This window comes from Rhabdothermincola sediminis, assembly GCF_014805525.1.
Classification (GTDB): domain Bacteria; phylum Actinomycetota; class Acidimicrobiia; order Acidimicrobiales; family Acidimicrobilacustridaceae; genus Rhabdothermincola; species Rhabdothermincola sediminis.
The window spans coordinates 187909-205845 of the sequence record NZ_JACFSZ010000004.1 but is presented as its reverse complement, the minus strand read 5'-3'; the positions used below and the strand labels follow the sequence as shown (position 1 = coordinate 205845).

General features: G+C 69.9%; 11 protein-coding genes. 7 read left to right on the top strand and 4 right to left on the bottom strand.

What is annotated here, in order from left to right; genetic code table 11:
• Window positions 1-24 precede the first annotated feature (24 nt).
• The 4 genes from HZF19_RS05030 to HZF19_RS17065 form a co-directional block, all read right to left on the bottom strand.
• Window positions 25-1563 (bottom strand): arylsulfatase, encoded by a 1539-nt coding sequence (locus HZF19_RS05030; RefSeq protein ID WP_208027658.1) that lies wholly within the window; start codon window positions 1561-1563, stop codon window positions 25-27.
• A 126-nt stretch (window positions 1564-1689) separates the two neighbouring features.
• On the bottom strand, window positions 1690-2142 hold the full coding sequence (locus tag HZF19_RS05025) for a hypothetical protein (RefSeq protein ID WP_208027657.1): 453 nt from the start codon (window positions 2140-2142) through the stop codon (window positions 1690-1692).
• Between the two features lie 840 nt (window positions 2143-2982).
• On the bottom strand, window positions 2983-3417 hold the full coding sequence (locus HZF19_RS05020) for a PIN-like domain-containing protein (RefSeq protein WP_208027656.1): 435 nt from the start codon (window positions 3415-3417) through the stop codon (window positions 2983-2985).
• Complete coding sequence (locus HZF19_RS17065; protein ID WP_208027655.1) at window positions 3392-4093, bottom strand: DUF433 domain-containing protein; 702 nt, start codon at window positions 4091-4093, stop codon at window positions 3392-3394. Before HZF19_RS17065 ends, HZF19_RS05020 begins: the two co-directional genes overlap by 26 nt.
• A 169-nt stretch (window positions 4094-4262) precedes the next feature.
• Between HZF19_RS17065 and HZF19_RS05010 the strand changes: the two genes are divergently transcribed.
• Genes HZF19_RS05010 through brxL form a run of 7 tightly spaced genes read left to right on the top strand, consistent with a single transcriptional unit; the run spans window position 4263 to window position 17908 of the window.
• A complete protein-coding gene (locus HZF19_RS05010) occupies window positions 4263-4808 on the top strand; it encodes a BrxE family protein (RefSeq protein ID WP_208027654.1) in 546 nt (181 codons plus the stop codon).
• Complete coding sequence (locus tag HZF19_RS05005; RefSeq protein WP_208027653.1) at window positions 4808-5560, top strand: BrxA family protein; 753 nt, start codon at window positions 4808-4810, stop codon at window positions 5558-5560. The genes HZF19_RS05010 and HZF19_RS05005 overlap by 1 nt, the downstream gene beginning before the upstream one ends.
• Entirely contained in the window at window positions 5547-6134 is a 588-nt protein-coding gene (locus HZF19_RS16235) for a BREX protein BrxB domain-containing protein (protein ID WP_208027652.1), read from the top strand. Before HZF19_RS05005 ends, HZF19_RS16235 begins: the two co-directional genes overlap by 14 nt.
• Window positions 6131-9622, top strand: a complete 3492-nt coding sequence (gene brxC, locus HZF19_RS04995) for a BREX system P-loop protein BrxC (RefSeq protein ID WP_208027651.1) — start codon at window positions 6131-6133, stop codon at window positions 9620-9622. The genes HZF19_RS16235 and brxC overlap by 4 nt, the downstream gene beginning before the upstream one ends.
• On the top strand, window positions 9619-13386 hold the full coding sequence (locus HZF19_RS04990) for an Eco57I restriction-modification methylase domain-containing protein (RefSeq protein ID WP_208027650.1): 3768 nt from the start codon (window positions 9619-9621) through the stop codon (window positions 13384-13386). Before brxC ends, HZF19_RS04990 begins: the two co-directional genes overlap by 4 nt.
• A complete protein-coding gene (locus HZF19_RS04985) occupies window positions 13383-15881 on the top strand; it encodes a PglZ domain-containing protein (protein ID WP_208027649.1) in 2499 nt (832 codons plus the stop codon). The genes HZF19_RS04990 and HZF19_RS04985 overlap by 4 nt, the downstream gene beginning before the upstream one ends.
• A complete protein-coding gene (gene brxL / locus HZF19_RS04980) occupies window positions 15878-17908 on the top strand; it encodes a protease Lon-related BREX system protein BrxL (protein WP_208027648.1) in 2031 nt (676 codons plus the stop codon). Before HZF19_RS04985 ends, brxL begins: the two co-directional genes overlap by 4 nt.
• Window positions 17909-17937: the final 29 nt, after the last annotated feature.

The window sequence follows — 17937 nt, the reverse complement described above, 5'->3', positions numbered from 1 at the left end:
AGCCCCCTGCGCCGGCGTGGCGGCTCAAGGCATCGACGCGATGGGGTGCTTCGGTGGGTAGGTGCCGAAGGTCGCCAGGTGGTTGACGACGCCGGAGGTGAGGCTCTCCACGTACGCCAGCTTGCGGATGAGGTAGCTGCGGGTCTCCTTCGGATCGAGGTAGAGGTTGTAGAGCCGCCCGTAGGTGTAGCGCTGGGTGACGCCGCTGAACCCGCCCAGGTTGAGCGCGTCACGGTCGTCGTCGGAGGTGGCGGCGACCAGGTACTTCCACTCGCCGACCCGCAGGCCCGAGAACACCGAGGTCAGCCAGTAGTAGAGGTACTTGCGGTTGGACACGCCGTCACCGTCGAGCAGGAACGACGTCTGGTCCACGGCGTCGATGTAGCGGTCCGAGGGGATGCGGTCCTCGGCCCCGGCCAGTCGCAGCACCGTGGGGAACAGGTCCATCTGGGAGAAGATGCCGTCGCTGACCCGGTCGGCGTCGATCATGCCCGGCCACACGAGGATGCCCGGCACCCGTTGGCCGCCCTCCCAGGTGGAGCCCTTGGCGCAGCGGAACGGCGAGTAGGCAGCGTCCGGCCAGGTCTCCATCTCCGGGCCGTTGTCGGAGGAGATGAACACCAGCGTGTCTTCGAGCTGGCCGGTGGCCTCCAGCTCGGCGACGAGGCGCCCGACGATGTCGTCGAGCTCGATGATCGTGTCCTTGTAGGGGTGCTTCGCGGGCGAGCGGCCGAGGAACCGTTCGTGGGGGTAGTTGTCGAAGTGGGCGCCGCGGGTGCAGTGGTAGAGGAACCACGGCTGCTCGTCCGGGGTGCCGCGCCGGGCCCCCATCCGGCGGATGAACTCGAGCGAGTAGGTCGCCCAGCGGTCGTCGAGCTCCGACAGCACCGGGATGGTGACCTCCTCGACCGTCTCGAGCTCGGCGCCGCGGGTGGCGTGCACGAAGCACTTGTTGAACGGCAGGTTCTGCACCCAGCGGGTGCGTTCCTCGCTGTAGACGATCTCGGGGAAGAAGTAGGGGTCGCGCCACTCGGTGTACATGTCCGACACGGACAGGAACCCGTAGAAGTCGTCGAAGCCGACGTGCTGGGGCTGGGACTCGACGTTCTCGCCCATGTGCCACTTGCCGACCGCCTGGGTCACGTAGCCGGCGTCGGACAGCAGCTGCGCGAGGGTGATCTCACCGGCGAGCCCACCGGGTTCGCCGTACATCGGTGGGCGCAGCAGGCCGTGGCGCATCGGCAGGCGACCGGTCAGCAGCGACGCCCGCGACGGCGTGCAGGAGGGCTCGCTGTAGCAGGAGGTCAGCAGCAGGCCACGCCGAGCCAGCCGATCGATGTTGGGCGTGGGGGCACCGACCGCGACGCCACCGCCGTAGCACCCGAAGTCGCCCCAACCGACGTCGTCGAAGTAGATGAACACCACGTTGGGTCGCTTGCCGGTGGCGCCACGGTAGGCGTCGAGCTTCGCCGCCACCCGCGCCTCCTGGTCGGGCAGCACGAAGCGGGGTTCGAGGTGGTCGGCTTCGCGGACCGTCTCCGCGACGACGGGATCATGAGCCATGGGATCGGGTCCTTCCTGTTCGGTCGGGGCAGGTGGGGCCGGTGACCGATCGTAGTTCCCGGTGCCAGGCAACTCCTCGTTCGGTCGGCGCAGGTGGGGGCGGTGACCGGGGGGCCGGGGTGAGGGTCAGGCCTGACCGCCGGCGAGCCGGGCGAAGAACTCCGCGTTGATGTCACCGCCGATGACCACGGGCTGCTCGAGCTGCATCCGTTGCCCGGTCTCGGCGAGCTCGACCGTCACCGGTGAGGTGGGGGACGACCCGGTGGGGGTGAAGCGCACCGACCGGCGGGGCCAGATGATCGGGTCGCCCTTCAACTTGATGCCGATCCCCCTCTGCTTGTACCCGAACACGTGGAAGGAGGTGGCGGTCAGCCCGATGGCCATGTCCTTGGGAAGGCCGCCGGCCTGCTTGCGGGCCGAGCGCCCGGCCACGGCCGACGCCAGCGGCGAGGCGAACATCAACGCGTCGGCGATCCCGGCACCGCTCGCCCGCAGCAGCGGCACGGCCTCCACCGGCTCGGGGATCGCCTTCTGCAGGATCGACCGGTACTTGGCCAGGTACTTGTCCACGTTCGCCATCGGGACAGTCCAGCACGATCCCGTCCCCGGCGCTCGCGTGCTGCCCGGTCGTGGTCCCGGTCGTCGGCCGACCGGCGGGCCGGTAGACGCCGCGTGTCGGCGAAGGGCACCGGCACCGACGTGGTGGTGGGCGTGGTCGGCTAGGAACGGGCCTGTCAGGGACCGGAGTTCACCCCGGCCTCTCCTGCACGCATCCTCGACTCCCGCAGCGGCACCGGCGGGTAGCCCACCCGTGAGGTCCTGCGCGTCAGCGCGATGCTTTCGGGCGGGGCCGGGGTGGTGTGCTGGCGGACGCGGCGGCGGTGGTGATGAACGTGACGGCCCACCGTGTCCACTCTGTACCGCTCGACCAACGTGTGGCCTGCCGGAGCGGCCCAGCCGCTCGTGTGGGTGCTCGACTGGGTCGAGGCCAGACGATCTTCGGGCTCGTGGTGACGAGCAGCGGCACCGGTGGGGCGGCCGCCGTGTCCAGCAACCGCAGGTACGTTCACCTCATCGCTGACGTGGTCGGCTGGTACCGGTGAGGCGGTCTGGCCCGTTGGGCCCAGCGGTGGGAGCGCGTCGACCAGGGGCAGGTGGCTGTGCGTGACCGTGGGGCGCGCGAGCCGAGGGTGTTGAAGGCGAGACCGGTTTGCACCCTCGAGTCGATGGAGTAGCCCATGATTCGGTTGACCACAGGTCTTTGATGGTGCGGGGGAGGAGCTTGTCTTCGTGGTAGCGGCGCTCGGTCATGTCGGTGAGCCAGCGCTCGTCGGGCGCCGCGGCGCGAGGACCAGCGGGGAATGAACGCGCACGTCGGTGGACCACGGTTGAACCGATTGATCGGCGAGAGAGCGATGGTCAGCGCGCCGATCCTCGGGCCGGCCACAGCTGGCGCACGCTGTCCGCGTATACGCCATCGATCCAGGGCCCGCGCCGTTGCGCTCGACGGATGATGCGCTTCATGTTGGTCAGGAAGAGGTCGCACTGTTCTGGTCCTGTGCGGTTGGCGTTGGTGAGGCAGAACATCTTCACGGCGTGCTTCTCGACCATGGCCAGCTCGGCCGGACGCCGGCGGATGGCATCGTCCTTGGTGAAGACCACCCAGTCCTGCTCGGCGGCGTGGAGGAGCCAGACCTCGTCCTTCACCATCTGGGCATCATCTTCGCCGTAGACCTCGGCCATCGTGTGCACCGTGAAGCCAGCCCTGCGCAGCGCATTGGGCAGGAGGTGCCGTCCCAGGCTCCGATCGACGAAGAACTCGGGAGGGTCAGGCGGCGTGGGGGAGGGCGGCACGGATCACGTCTTCGACGTCCTCGGCGCGCAGGTCGAAGTCCTTCGCCACGTCCTGGAGCGGCTCCCCGGCCCGCAACCGGTCGAGCACGTCGTCCATCGGTGCCCCTCCGACGATGAACAGCGGGCGCCCGAATCCGCGGGCCGGGTCGCACTCGACCACCCGCCGCTGGGTGATGGGGAGCACGAGGCGCTCGGCCCACCCGTCGTCGGCGTACGAGATGAGCTGAAGGTAGTCACGGATGACGTCGTGGAAGACCCGCTGGCCGCCGACCACGACGGTCAACTCCTCGTCGTCCTCGGTGGTCGCGTAGTCGTACAGGATCTGGGCGCCGTCGGTGTAGAGCTTGCGGGAAGCCAGGGCATGCTCCACGCCGATCTCCGCCTCGAGGACCTCGAGCGCCCGCCGCATGTGCTGCATCGACACGCCTGCACGGCGGAAGGCGGCAGCCACCGTGCCCTCGACGAGGCCGACGAAGGGGATGTTCGGATGGCGACGCTGGGCGTTGACCGTCGTTAGGATCGGGCCTCCCGTCACCGGCCGCCGGCCTCTCGGCCGCCGCTGATAGCCGTGGGCCCACGTGCGCAGCGTGCTCGCCGGCACCCCGAGGAACCGAGCTGCCTCGGCGACCGTGTACAGCGGCGTCTCGAACCGCAGCGGATCCTTGCCCTCCGTCACGTCCCCTCTCCCAGTCGACCGTCCGAGCGTACCGGCCCACCGGCCGTCATCAAGGTCTTTCCATGGGAGAGGGCGGACCTGATCGCCCGTCACTCGCCGGAGGGGCCGACGGTCTCCTCCAGCCGGGCGCAGGCGAGGGGGCGTAGGCGTAGGCAATGATGAGGGGTCGATGTCGGCAACCGACTTGCGGACGAACGAGGCCATCTTCCTGGTGCTCGGGATCGCTCGTCTCGGCGAGCAGTCCCTGCGCGGCTGGTGGCGCTCGCACGGGCTCGGAAGGGGCGGGAGGTACGTGTTGAGCCGGGCGTTCCCCCGCACCTACCGGGCGGCGGCCCTCGAGCTCGACGTCGTCTCGGCGGCCCACCGCCACGACGACCTGCTCGGGCGACCGAGCGCGCTTCACCTGTTCTCGTCGATGCTGCCGTTCCGCCGGTGGGCCGAGGCGTGGCTGGCCGAGCAGAAGACCCTGCCGCCCGACCCGCTGTTCGACACGCTCGCCGAGTGGGACACGGACACCGCCGTGGCGCAGCTGCGCGACCGGGTCGGCGCCCACCCGGGCGGCGAGCCCGTCGGCGACGGACTGCTGCTTGGGCAGATCTCCGCCGAGGAGCTCGCCGACCCCGCCGGCCTCGGCGCGTACGCCCGGTTGCTCGCTGCGGCCTACCTCGACCAGGACGCCGGTCTGCGGCCCCCGTACTTCGATCTGGCCCGCTGATGTTCACCGTCAACATCCAGAAGGGCGGAGCGATGTTGGAGGACACGAGACGGCTGGTCGAGGTCTGGGATGACGATGCGGACCCTCGGGAGAACCTCCGGCGCATCGCCGAGGGCAACCTGCTCGGCAAGACGTCCAAAAAGCGGAGCGACGACGTGCTCGGGCGTATCCTGGCGCCGCGCTTCGTGGCCCCGGGGGAGCAGGTGATCCCGGCCCTGCGGGCCCTGCTGGGTGACCCGAAAGCCTTCCGGGAGGCGTGCTTCTACGAGACGGCACGCGACGATCGCCTCCTCGCCGCCTTCGCGGAGGGCCCGATCTACGACTGGCATGCCCAAGGCCGGGTCGGGGTCACGGTCGAGGAGGTCAGGGACTGGCTGGCCGGCCTCACGGAAGCCGGTGAGCTGCCGGTGTTGACCGACACGGTCCGGACGAAGGTCGCGCAGGGCCTGCTCGCGGCGCTGCGGGACTTCGGGGTGCTCCGAGGCGCCGTCCGCAAGGAGTTCAACCCCCCGGGGATGTCGGTCCACGGCTTCTCCTACGTGGCGTTCCGGGAGCACGAGCAGGGCGCGTCAGGTCGGGCACTCCTCGCGAGCAGGATCTGGCGACGCTGGCTGCTCGACGAGCGCTGGTTGCACGACCTGTTCACCCAGGCCGACCGGCTCGGCGTCCTGCACTACGCCCGCGCCGGGAGTGCCGCACGGATCGACTGGCGGGTGGAGGACCTGGTGGAGGTGGCCCGTGCCGCCGCCTGAACCGCTCCTCGGGATCGGAGAGCGGATCGTCGAGTTCTTCGAGGGTGGGGGAGATCCCCCGTTCCAGCTGTACGTGTACGACCCGACCGCCGAGTGGGAGGTCCGCCGTGAGCTCGACGAGCTCCGCCTCTGGCTGGGTGCCGCCGAGCGCAGGGTCAACGTGGCGGCGATCTCACTCGCCCGGCTGCTCTGGGCGGCACTCGAGGACGCCGGGTGGATGGAGCAACTGATCCGGGCCGAGCGCGATGCGGCCGGGGACCCGGATGCCCTGGCCGAGGTGTACGAGGCGGTCGGTGAGGTGCTGCGGGACGAGCCGAGCCTCCCCGACCGGGTGCGCGCCGAAGTGGCGAGCTGTGACGATCGGACGGCGGTGTTCCTGTACCGGGCGGGCGCGCTGTACCCCGCCTACCGCACCTCTACGTTGCTCGACGATCTGCGGGCCGACATCCGCCTGCCGGTCACCCTGCTGTACCCGGGCCGGGTCGTCGGCGAGTTCGGGTTGAGCTTCATGGCGCGCTGCGAGCCCGCGTACGGCTACCGCGCCCGCATCGTCCCACGGGGGGAGACCGCATGAAGATCGCAGAGCTGTTCCGCCGACCGATCGACTGCACGATCGAGGAGGTCATCAAGGTCGACCTCGCTGACGAGGCGATCGTCGCCGCCGAGATCGACGAGTACGTCGCCACCAACCACATCCGAGACCGCCTCGAGGACGTCCTCGACGTCTACCAGGAGACGATCAACAACCCCTCCGAACGCACGAACGTGTGGGTGAGCGGGTTCTTCGGCTCGGGCAAGTCCAGCTTCGCCAAGATGCTCGGTTACCTGATCGAGAACCCGATCGTCTCCGGCCGCAGCGCGCTCGAGCGGTTCGCCGAGCGCACCGACGTTCCGAAGGTGCAGGCCCTGCTCAACACCGCCCACACGCAGGCGCCGACGCTCACCGTGTTCGTCGATCTCTCCACGGGCCGTAACGTCGCCAGGGAAGGTGAGAGCATCGTGCTGCCCCTGTACCGGGCGCTGCTCGAACGTCTCGGCTACTCCCGCAACCTCCTGCTCGCCGAGCTGGAGTTCGACCTCGAGGGCGACGGCCAGCTCGCCGTGTTCGAGAAGCGCTTCGTCGAGGTCTCGACCGGCCACAAGCCCTGGACCGAGCGCCGAAACGTCGGGCTCGCGAGGGCCGAGGCAAGCCACGCCATGCATCTGCTGCGCCCCGACACCTACCCCAGCGCCGACTCGTGGGCTAAGACCGCCCAGGAACCTGTGGTCACCCACAACTGGTTCGCCGAGCGGGCGCTGCGTCTGCTCGAACGCCGAGGTGGCGAGGCCCGCCGCCTGCTGTTCGTGGTGGACGAGGTCGAGCAGTACGTGGCCCGCAGCGTGGACCGGATGCTCGACCTGCAAGGACTCGCCGAAGCCCTGCAGAAGCGGCGTGGGCCGCTGTGGCTGGTCGTCACCTCCCAGGAGCGGCTCGATGACGTCGTGGACAGCCTCGAGGGCAAGCGGGTCGAGCTGGCCCGGGTACAGGACCGCTTCCCGATCCGTGTCGACCTCTTGCCGAGCGACATCGAAGAGGTCACCAGCCGGAGGGTGCTCGACAAGACCGCAGCCGGCCAAGAGGCCGTGCGCGCCGTCGTCGAGCCCAACCGCAACAAGCTCCTCGCCAACACCCGCCTCAGCTCCGCCACCCGGGGGACGGATCCGGGCGTAGACGACATCGTCCGCCTCTACCCCCTCCTGCCGTACCAGGTGCAACTGCTCATCGACGCCGTCTCCGCCCGTCGGGCCCACGGTGGGGCGTCCCCGATCCTGGGTGGCTCGAACCGCACGATCATCAAGCTCGCCCAGCAGCTCGTCGTCGACCCCAGGGCCGGGCTCGGTGATGCCGAGGTGGGTGCCCTGGTCACCATCGATCGGGCCTATGACCTGCTCGAGAGCGTCATCCCCACCGCCTGGCAGAGCGAGGTCGAACAGGTCGCCGCCAAGTACGGCACCGACAGCACCGAGGTGCGGGTGCTGAAGGCGGTCGCCCTGTGCAGCGACGTCGGGGCGCTTCCGCTGAGCGCCGAGAACCTCGCGGTGCTGCTGCACCCCTCCGTCGACGCCGAATCGATCCTCACCGAGGTGCGCACGGCGTGCGACCACCTCGTCGACGACGACCGGCTCCGCGCCGGCGACGACGGCTACCAGCTCCAGTCCGCCGAGCAGAAGAACTGGGAGAAGACCCGTCGCCAGATCGACCCCCGCCCGGCGGACAGCACGCGGCTCCGCCGCCTGCTGCTCAAGGACGCCTTGGCCGGCCTCAGCGTGCAACGGGGCAAGACCTTCAAGGTCGAGGTGACCGTGGAGGGGGAGAAGGTCATCGACGGCGATCTCGCCCTGCACATCGAGGAGGCCGACAGCACCCGCCGCGCCGACCTGCGCACCCTCTCCCGCGAGGTCGCCGCCAGAGACCGCGTGACCTGGGTGTTCAGCGAGGCCCCCGACACCTACGACGCGATCCGGGAGCTGCATCGCAGCCGGACGATGATCGAGCGCAAGGACACGCCGTCCAAGACCGCGTCGGAGGTCGAGCTGCTCGGCGAGGAGCGCGCACGGCTCGCTCGCTGGGAGCGGCTCGCTTCGGAACGGCTCGCCCGCGACCTCAACGCCGGGCAGGTCATCTTCCGCGGCGTCGTGGAGGACGCCCCCTCGGGGGCCCTGCGCGCCGCCGCCCAGAAGGCGATCGGTGACCACCTCGAGGAGATCTACGAGCGCATCGACCAGTTCTCCGCCAACATCGGGCCGAGCGACGTGCTCGCGGTCCTACGTGCCGACAACCTCGACGGCATCCGCCCCGACCTGCGGGAGGAAGGGATCGGCCTCACCCGCACGACCCCGACCGGGGAGCAGGTCGTCGCTGACCAGGACCCGCTCCTCGCCGTGCTCACCGAGATCCGCGAGCGTGCCGCCTACGGCAACGAAGCGACCGGCAAGCACCTCGAGAGCGTCTTCGGCGCGCCGCCGTTCGGTGCCCCCGTGGAGGTCGTCCAGGCCGTGCTCGCCGCCGGTATCCGCGCCGGGCTCATCGAGGTGATCCACCAGGGTGCCCGGATCCGCGACAGCGGGGACGCCCGCCTCGACCGGGTGTTCGGTTCGCTCCCGCAGTTCCGGTCGGCGTCGTTCGTGCCGCCCATCGGCGACGACGTCGCGCTCGACGTGCGGGCCGAGCTGGCCGAGCGGCTGGGGGAGCTGCTCGGCAGCAAGCCACCGATCGCCACCGACCAGCTCGCGCAGCTCGTGCGCACCACCTTCGCCAGCGACGTGCAGATCGCCAGCCGGGTGAGCGCCGGGCTGCGAGGCGCCGGCCTGCGCGTGCCCGAACCGGTGTCCCGCACCACCGGCATCCTCGAGCGCATCCAGGCGGGCTCCGACAGCGAGACCGTGACCACCGCCGCGCAGTCCTGGACCGAGCTCACCGCCGGGCGTGCGCTGCTCGAAGCCCTCGACACGCTCCTCGAGCAGGACCTGGAGACCCTGCGCAGCGCCCAGGAGCAGCTCCGCCTCGGGGACGACCACCTCCCCCCCGAGCTCGTCGCCGAGCGTGCCGAGCTGGCAGACCTGCTCGACGGTGACGACCTCGCAACCGGCATCGCCCGCGTTCGAGCAATCACCGAACGGCTCCGTGCTCACCGCACCCAGGCTGCCGCCACCACCGCCGCCGAGCTGGCCCGGAAGCTCGAACAGCTCCGCCAGCGTCTCCGGGACCGCTACCGCGAGCTCGACGACGCCGTGGTCGACGAAGCGCTCCGCCCGCTCGTGGAGCTGACCCCGCCCGACGAGCCCAGCGCCTCGGACCTCGCTCGGCTCGCCTCCGACCTCGACGCCGCCGACGGCCGGGCCACCAGGATCGAACGGCAGCTCGACGAGATCGCCGCCAAGGGCAAGGTCGTCCACATCGCCGTCGCCGAGCTCGCCGGCAGGCTCGTCGCCACCGAGGACGAGCTCGACGCCGTCCTCGAACGGATCCGCAATGCGGCCATCGAGGCGCTCGCCGAGGGCAAGCAGGTGCGCCTCAAATGACCGGCGCCCTCGGCCAGGCCGCCCGCAGCGCCCTCGAACGGTTCATCCAGCGCGCCCGCCGCCTCCTCGAGGAGGATCTCGCCCGTCACGCCGAAGGGCGATTCGGCATCCACCTCGTCGACGGCACGATCGAGGACGAGGCCAACCTCCACCTCGATCCCGATGGTCTCGCCGCTCGACGGGACCTGGTCGATGTCCTCCACTTCCTCCGGGGCGAGGAACCCGACCACCCCGCCGCCGTGGCCCGGCTCGTGCGGGAAGCCGCGTTCACCCACCTCAACCGGCTCGTCGCGATCCGCATCGCCGAAGCCATCGGCCTGCTCCCGGAATCGCTCGCCGCCGGTCCGGCCTCCGCCGGCTACCGGGAGCTGCTCGAGGTCGCACCGCTGCTGGCGCACGACGCCTCCGGGGGGTACTGGCGCTATCTCCAGCTGTGCGGCGACGAGCTCGCCGCCGACCTCCCCCAGCTGTTCGACCCCCGCAACCCGCTCCTCGCGCTGGCGCCGTCCCCCGCCGCCTTCGACGAGCTCGTCGAACTGCTCACCGCCGCGGACCTTGCCCCGGTGTGGGACGCCCCCGACGCGCTGGGGTGGGCGTACCAGTTCTTCAACAGCGGTGACGAACGCCGCGCAATGCGAGATGCCTCAGCGTCGCCCCGCAGTTCCCGAGAGCTGGCGGTCCGCAACCAGTTCTTCACCCCCCGCTACGTCGTCGATTTCCTCGTCCACAACTCCCTCGGCCGCCGCCTCCTCGACGCCGACCCCAGCTCACCGATGGTCGATGACCTCCCGCTCCTGCTCGATCCGCCAACCGACCCCGGCGAGCCCGTCGAGCTGGCCGAGGTTCGGGTCCTCGACCCCGCCTGCGGGTCCGGGCACTTCCTGCTCGGCGCCTACGACGTGCTGGAGCGCGCCTGGCACCACGCCGGCGTCGAACCCGAGGCCGCTGCGCCCCACATCGTGGCCTCCCTGTGGGGCATCGACATCGACCCCCGTTGTGCCCAGGTCGCTGCGGCTGCCCTCATCTTCCGAGCCCGCCGTGCCTGCCGCCACCACGAGCTCCCGACGCCGAACATCATCTGTGCCCGGGCCCTGCCGGAACCCGCCGAAGGCTGGGACACCCTCCTCGCCGGGCTTCCCGAGGATCGCCGCCAGCTGGTCGCTGCGATGCGTGACGCCCTCGATCAAGCCCCGGTGCTCGGCCCGCTCCTGAAAGTCGAAGAGCGCCTCGCCGGCGAGATCCGCGCCCGGGTCGCCGGCGCCGATGACACCGACGGCACCCTCTTCGCTGCGGCCGGTGTCGCCGAAGACTCGTTCGAGCGGGCGGAGGCCGACGTGCTCACCGTCCTGCGGCGGATCGCCGACCAAACCACCTCCACCCCCGCCGAACGGCTCTTCGCCGCCGAAGCCAACGACGCCATCCGCTTCGTCGATGCTCTCCGCCACCGTTACGACGTCGTCCTCATGAACCCCCCCTTCGGGGAACCCGTCGCCGTCACCAAGCCCTACCTCAAATCCACCTATCCGTGGGCACCCAGCAAAGACACCAACCTGCTCGCCCTCTTCGTCGGTCGCGGGCTCGAGCTGTGCAAGCCCACCGGCGCCACCGGCGCCATCACCTCCCGGGCCTGCATGTTCCTCAAGACCTTCGAAGACTTCCGCACCCAGATCCTGGTCGGCTACCGCCTGCGCACCGTCGCCGACCTCGGCTACGGCGTCATGGAACAAGCCCTCGTCGAAGCCGCCGCCTACGTCATCGACGCCCGCCGCAGCCGCGACACCGACACCACCACCTTCGTCCGACTCCTCAAGGACACCGACCGGGCCAGCGCACTCGGCGACGCCATCGGCCACGAACGCGCCGGCACCCACGATGACCGCGTCTTCCGGGTCGCCAAGCACGACCTCACCGCCATCCCCGGCGCACCGCTCGCCTACTGGATGGGCGACAGCATCCGCCGGCTGTTCACCGACCTCCCACCCCTCGAAGGCAACGGTGCCGAGGTCCGCCAAGGCCTCGCAACCGGTGACGACTTCCGGTTCCTGCGTCTCGCCTGGGAGGTCGACCCCGCGAAGATCGCGCACTCCCGCGACGAGACCCACGCCGGCAAACGCTGGGTGCCGTTCGCCAAAGGAGGCGAGTACTCACCGTTCTGGTCCGACATCCACCTCCTGGTCGACTGGGCCAACGACGGCGAGTCCCTCGCCGACTTCCCCGGATCCGTGATCCGGAACAGCCAGTACTACTTCAACCCCGGCCTCACCTGGCCGCTTCGCAGCCAAGCTGGCTTCAACCCGCGCCTCCTCCCCGGTGGCTGCATCTTCGGTCATAAGGGCCCAGCCATCTTCCTCGGAGCCGATCGCACCCTGGCATGCCTTGGCGCATTGCTCTCCCGGCCGGCAATGCTTTCTCTCGGAGCGGTCACCACCTTCGGCGCTTATGAGGTCGGGGCTGTCAAGAAGGTGCCCGACTTGCTCGCTGCAATACCGGAGTCGGTAGCGATCGCGCTCGCTGACGCAGTCTCGATCGCAGTTGAGACCAGGGCAGCGGAAGACCGCCGTGACGAGGTGTGCCTCCGTTTCGAGTCGCCACTCAGTTGGGCGAGCGGCTCGTTGATGGACGAATTGGGTCGCCAGTTCGTGAGCGTGGTCTCGGGGGCAGCAGAAGCGCTCATAGGCCTTGGAGAGGCGTACGCAGAGCTCGAGGAGGCGCTCGGGATCGATGAGGGCGCAGCCGAGTACCTGGAGTCTCAGCTCGGTCCGCCGTTCTGGTCCGACCAACCAGGCATCGACGCGGGGCAGGGGGAGCATGCCGTCACGCCACTGGGTCCGTATCTCTTGTGCGAACGATTGGAAACGACCGCACGCGACCAGAACCTCGCCCTGGATGCAGCGTGTTCTCACCTGACGTCGGCGGCCGCCCCGGAGGACGTACTTCACTCCGGGGCGAGCCGTTACGTCAGCTGGCTGGTCGGGGTCGCCTTCGGGCGTTGGGATGTTCGGGGCGATGGTAGGCCGGTGTCGATCGACCCTCTGGCACCACCACCGTCATGTGCGCCGGGAATGCTCGTCGCCCAGGACGGCCTGCCGGTCACTGAAGTGCCGGCGGACTATCCCCTCGACTTCCCGCTCACCGGGGTGCTACTCGACGAGGCAGGACACGTCGCCGACATCGTCCAGCGTGTTGAGGACGCCGATGCCCTAGCACTGAAGGACGCAAGTGGCTGGCTGACCGAAGCCCTCACGCTGCTGGGGAGCCGCACCCTCCGCGACTACGTTCGCAAGGCCTTCTTCAAGGAGCACCTGGCTCGCTACTCCAAGAGCCGCCGCAAGGCTCCGATCTACTGGCCGCTCTATGTGCCCTCGGGCAAGTGGGGGGTGTGGGTCTACGCGCCTCGTCTCACTCGGGAGACGTTGTACGTGGTGGCGTCCGAGGCGTTGCGCCGGGAAGGCCACGCCGAGGTGGAGATCGAGCGCCTGGAGCGCGAACGGGTGGCCGGCGGCGGTCGGGGTGCGAAAGCCCTGGACAAGGCGCTCGACGACGAGCGCAAGTTGGCGGAGGAGCTGCGCCGGTTCCGGCAGGAGGCGGAGCGGATCGCCGGCTTGGGGTGGGAGCCGGATCTCGATGACGGGATCGTGCTGTGCGCAGCACCCCTGGCGGACCTGTTCCCCCAGTGGTGCAAGGAGCTGGCCACCTACCGCGACGAGCTGCGGGCCGGCAAGTACGACTGGTCAACGGTGTCGAAGTGGGCGGACCAGCTGTGACGAGCCGGCTCCGCGACGCTCTGGCCGAGGAGATCGGGCGGGTGCTGCGCCAGTCCGGGGTCGTGGTCTGGCAGGACGAGCACGGCGAGTACCCAGGCGTGGTCGCCGCCGTCTGCCCGCCGGACGTGCGGCTGGTGGTCTACGACGGGAGCTGGTTCGCGCTCCGCCGCTCCGTCGAGGACCTGCTCTCCGGTCACGAGCCGCCGATGCTGCTCGTGTACTCGCCGGTGCTGCCGCCAGCCGATGATCCCCTGGCGGAGATCCGGGCGGCGGGTCGGGAGTACAAGCGGCGGCTGGCCACGCTGGTCCGCAACGCGCTGGCCGGCGAACTCGCCGCAACCCGCATCGAGCAGATTGCGAAGGAGGCTCGCACCTTCGAAGAGGCCGAGGTCGCTGCGACCGGCGCAGCGTCGGCGGGGGTGCGGTTGGTCGCGATCTTCGGCACCTCCGACGTGCAGAGGATGGCGTTCGCCGTGCTCGACGGCAGCAGGGATGACGCCGTCGACGCGGAGGACGCCTGGGACGAGGTGGCGGCCACCCTGCGGGACGCCTACGGCGGCGCGCTCGACGGCGGGCGCGGTGCGCTGCGGGGTGCGCTCGCCCGCCACCTGCTGCTCGCCGAGCTCCACGGCGTGGCCGGCGGGCTGCCCGATGCGCTCGAGCAGGCGTTCGTGGCGCCCTCTGCGCCGCAGCGGCGACACATCGGTGAGCTGCTCCACCAGTGGCGGCACCTGCCCGAGCGCGTCGCCTCCTACCTGGAGACCGCCCGAACGGTCGACGAGGACCTGGCCCTCTCCGACCTGCTGGGCTGGGTGGACGGGCTCGAGGCGTGCCTGGCCCTGCCGTCGGTCGAGCAGGTCTGTCTCGCCGAGGCGACCCGCCGGCTCGGTGCGGGTGACGCGTCAGGGGCGTTCCAGATCGCGGAGTCCCGGTTGGTGGACCTGAACGTGTGGCGGAACCAGCCCGCCGGGCCGGGTGGCGTCCGCTGGGGAGACCGATGGCGGGTGATCGCAGCGATCGCCGGGCTGCACCGCGCCGTCGAGGCCAACCCCGTGCCCGCAGGTGCAGCCGAGGAGCTGTTCGACTGGTACGTCACCCGCGGCTGGGAAGTGGACCGGGCCCACCGGCGCCTGGAGCTCGCCCGGCTGGCGCTGCCGGCCTACGGCGAGCTCGAGGAGGCCATCATCGGAGCCCGCCGCCGGTACGAGGCCTGGCTCGACACGCTGCTCGAGAAGGTGAGCGAAGCGCTCGCCGATGGCGGCCTCGACGGCGGGCGACTCGGGTCGCAGGGCTCGGTGCACGACGAGTTCGTGCGGGGCCGGGAGGTGCTCACCGCGTACGTGTGGGTGGACGCCCTGCGCTTCGAGCTCGGGGTGGAGCTGGCCGACGCCATCCGCCACGACATCACCGATCGGGTCACCCTCTCGGCGGTCACGGCGGCGGCCCCGACGATCACGAGGGTCGGCATGGCGAACCTCGCCCCGGCCGCGGCCGAGAGGCTCACGCTGTCCCTCGAGGGCGGCACGGTGGCGGTGACGGTGGGGGACCGGCCCGTGGCCACCGTCGAGCAACGGGTCGAGCTGTTGCGCGCCGCGCACGGCAAGGTGGCCAACCTGGAGCTGAGCACCGTGAGCCAGCAGGGCGAGAAGGAGCTCGCCCGGGCGCTGAAGGGCGCCGACCTCGTGCTCGTGCGCAGCCAGGAGATCGACGCGGCGGGCGAGTCCGGGATGCTGAACGCGGCGTGGCCCCAGTTCGAGGCCGTCAAGCAGGATCTCGCCAACGCCGTGGCCAAGCTCGGCCAGGTCGGCGTGGGCCGGGTCGTGATCTGCGCCGACCATGGGTTCGTTGCGCTCAGCCAAGCGGTGGGTGACGCCCGCACGATCGACGCGCCGATCGGCGGTGAGGGGGAGCTGCACCGTCGCTGCTGGGTCGGCAAGGGCGGCACCACTGCGGAGGGCACCGTCCGGGTGCCGCTCGCGTCCCTCGGGGTGCGCAGCGACCTGGACCTGATCGTCCCTCGAGGCCTGGCGGTGTTCAAAGCCAGCGGGGGCAAGCAGTTCTTCCACGGCGGGCTCTCCCCGCAGGAGCTGGTTGTGCCGGTCATCGAGGTCGATCTCGAACCCGCCGCTGAGCCACAGAAACTCGATCTGTCCGTCGCCGTCGCCGGCGGTCGGATCACCACTGGGGTCTTCGCCGCCACGGTCGAGTTCCACGGCGACCTGTTCACCAACCAGGTTACGTTCCGGGTGGTCGCCCGAGGTGCCGGCGGGAACGACCCGGTGGCCCGGGTGGTGTCCGGCGACGGCTACGACGCCGCGTCAGGGTCGGTGACGGTCGAACGGGACCGTCCGAGCATCCTGACCTTCCAGGTCACCCGGAACCTTGATCGTGACAGCCAGGTCGAGCTGCAGGTGCTCGACGCCCGCACCGGTCGCCGCCTCGCCGACGCCGTCGCCTCGGTCGCCGCGCCGGTCATGGTAGAGGAGAAGCTGTGACCGCCCCGATGGATGACCTCGACCGGTCCGCCAACGCGGTCTTCGCCGGTCGGGTCGTGCGAAAGGACCTTGTCCGTGAGGTCAAGGTCGGCTCCAACGTGCCCGTGTACGTGCTCGAGTTCCTGCTCGGCAAGTACTGCGCGTCCGACGACCCGGACGCGATCCAGACCGGGCTGGAGGTGGTCCGCCAGACCCTCGCCGAGCACTTCATCCGCCCCGACGAGGCCGAACGCACCAAGGCGGAGGTGAAGCGCCGGGGGCAACACCGGCTGATCGACAAGGTCGATGTCCGTCTCGTCGCCAGCGAGGACAAGTACTGGGCGCACCTGGCCAACTTCGGCGAGCGATTCGTCCACATCCCCGAAGACCTGGTCTACAAGTACGACCGGCTCCTCGGCGGCGGCGTGTGGTGCCAGCTCGACCTCATCTACCACGCCGATGACGACGAGCCGGCCAAGCGGCCCTTCTACATCAAGGCCCTCAAGCCGATCCAGGTGGCGGCGTTCACGATGGCCGACTACCTCGAGGGTCGCCGGGCGTTCGACCGGGAGGCCTGGATGGACCTGTTGATGCGCTCGATCGGCCTCGAGCCCGCCCACTACGACACCCGGGGCAAGCTGCTCGCCCTCACCCGGCTCATCCCGATGGCCGAGCGGAACTACAACCTGATCGAGCTGGGGCCGTGGGGCACGGGCAAGAGCTTCGTCTACCGGGAATCGTCACCGAACGCGATCTTGATTTCCGGCGGCAAGGTCACCATCGCCCAGCTGTTCGTGCACATGGGCACCGGTCGCGTCGGCCTGCTCGGCACCTGGGACGTCGTGGCCTTCGACGAGGTCGCCGGGCTCGAGATGTCGGACTCGACCGTGGTCAACATGTTGAAGGACTACATGGAGTCCGGGTCGTTCGCCCGTGGCAAGGAAGAAACGCCAGCCGAGGCATCGATCGTGCTCATCGGCAACACCAGCAAGCCCCACCAGGAGCTGGTCCGCACTGCCCACCTGTTCGCCGACCTCCCCCAGGCCATGATCGACCCGGCCTTCATCGACCGGCTCCACTTCTACCTGCCCGGCTGGGAGGCACCGAAGCTCGAACAGCGGCTGTTCACCGACCACTACGGCTTCGTGTCCGACTACTTCGCCGAAGCGCTCCGCCAGCTCCGCAAGCAGTCGTTCGTGCGGGCCATCGACACCGAGTTCGCGCTGGGTGATCACCTGTCGGCCCGTGACGAGAAGGCCGTTCGCAAGACCGTGTCCGGGCTGTTGAAGCTCCTGCACCCGCACGAGGAGTGGACCCGCGCCGAGCTGCGCGACTACCTCGAGTTCGCGCTGGAGGGTCGGCGCCGGGTCAAGGAGCAGCTCAAGAAGCTCGCCGCCCACGACTACGCCAAGACCTCGTTCTCCTACATCGAACGTGACACCGGCCGCGAGTACTGGGTCGAGGTTCCCGAACAGCCTGAGGAGCTCGACGCCGAGCTTGCCGAAGAGGCCACCGGGGAGGAGATCGCCCCGACCGCTGCGGACGACGGGGCGGGGCGGGACACCGAGTCGTTGATGGCGGCAGGCGAGAACAAGTGGGTCGAGTTCAAGGCTTCCGCCTGCTACGACCACCAAACCGGCAACCGGAACAAGGACCTCGAGTTCGCCGTCGCCAAGACCATCGCCGGGTTCGCCAACGCCCACGGCGGCACCCTGCTCATCGGCGTGGACGACGACGGACAGCCCGTCGGCCTCGACAACGACTACCGCCTCGCCAACCAGAAGCGCCGAGATCGAGACGGCTATGAGAACTGGCTCACCACCATGGTCGCGCAGGTCCTCGGCAAAGTCGCTACCTCGTTGTTGCGCGTCTCGTTCACCGAGGTCGACGGTCACGACGTGTGCCGAGTCGACGTCCGCCCTGCAGGTGCCCCAGTCTTCATGCGAGGCCAGCGCTCCGATGGCGACTTCTACGTGCGCTTGAACAACTCCACCCGCCTTCTCACCACAGCGGACGCTGTCGAATACGTCCGCTCCCACTGGCCGTGATGGATCACTGGCCGAGTCTCGCGTGGTGT

Coding starts and splice junctions, on each gene's coding strand:
- HZF19_RS05030 (WP_208027658.1), bottom strand. CDS start 1,563: ATGGCTCATGATCCCGTCGTCGCGGAGACGGTCCGCGAAGCCGACCAC.
- HZF19_RS05025 (WP_208027657.1), bottom strand. CDS start 2,142: ATGGCGAACGTGGACAAGTACCTGGCCAAGTACCGGTCGATCCTGCAG.
- HZF19_RS05010 (WP_208027654.1), top strand. CDS start 4,263: ATGTCGGCAACCGACTTGCGGACGAACGAGGCCATCTTCCTGGTGCTC.
- HZF19_RS05005 (WP_208027653.1), top strand. CDS start 4,808: ATGTTCACCGTCAACATCCAGAAGGGCGGAGCGATGTTGGAGGACACG.
- brxC (WP_208027651.1), top strand. CDS start 6,131: ATGAAGATCGCAGAGCTGTTCCGCCGACCGATCGACTGCACGATCGAG.
- HZF19_RS04990 (WP_208027650.1), top strand. CDS start 9,619: ATGACCGGCGCCCTCGGCCAGGCCGCCCGCAGCGCCCTCGAACGGTTC.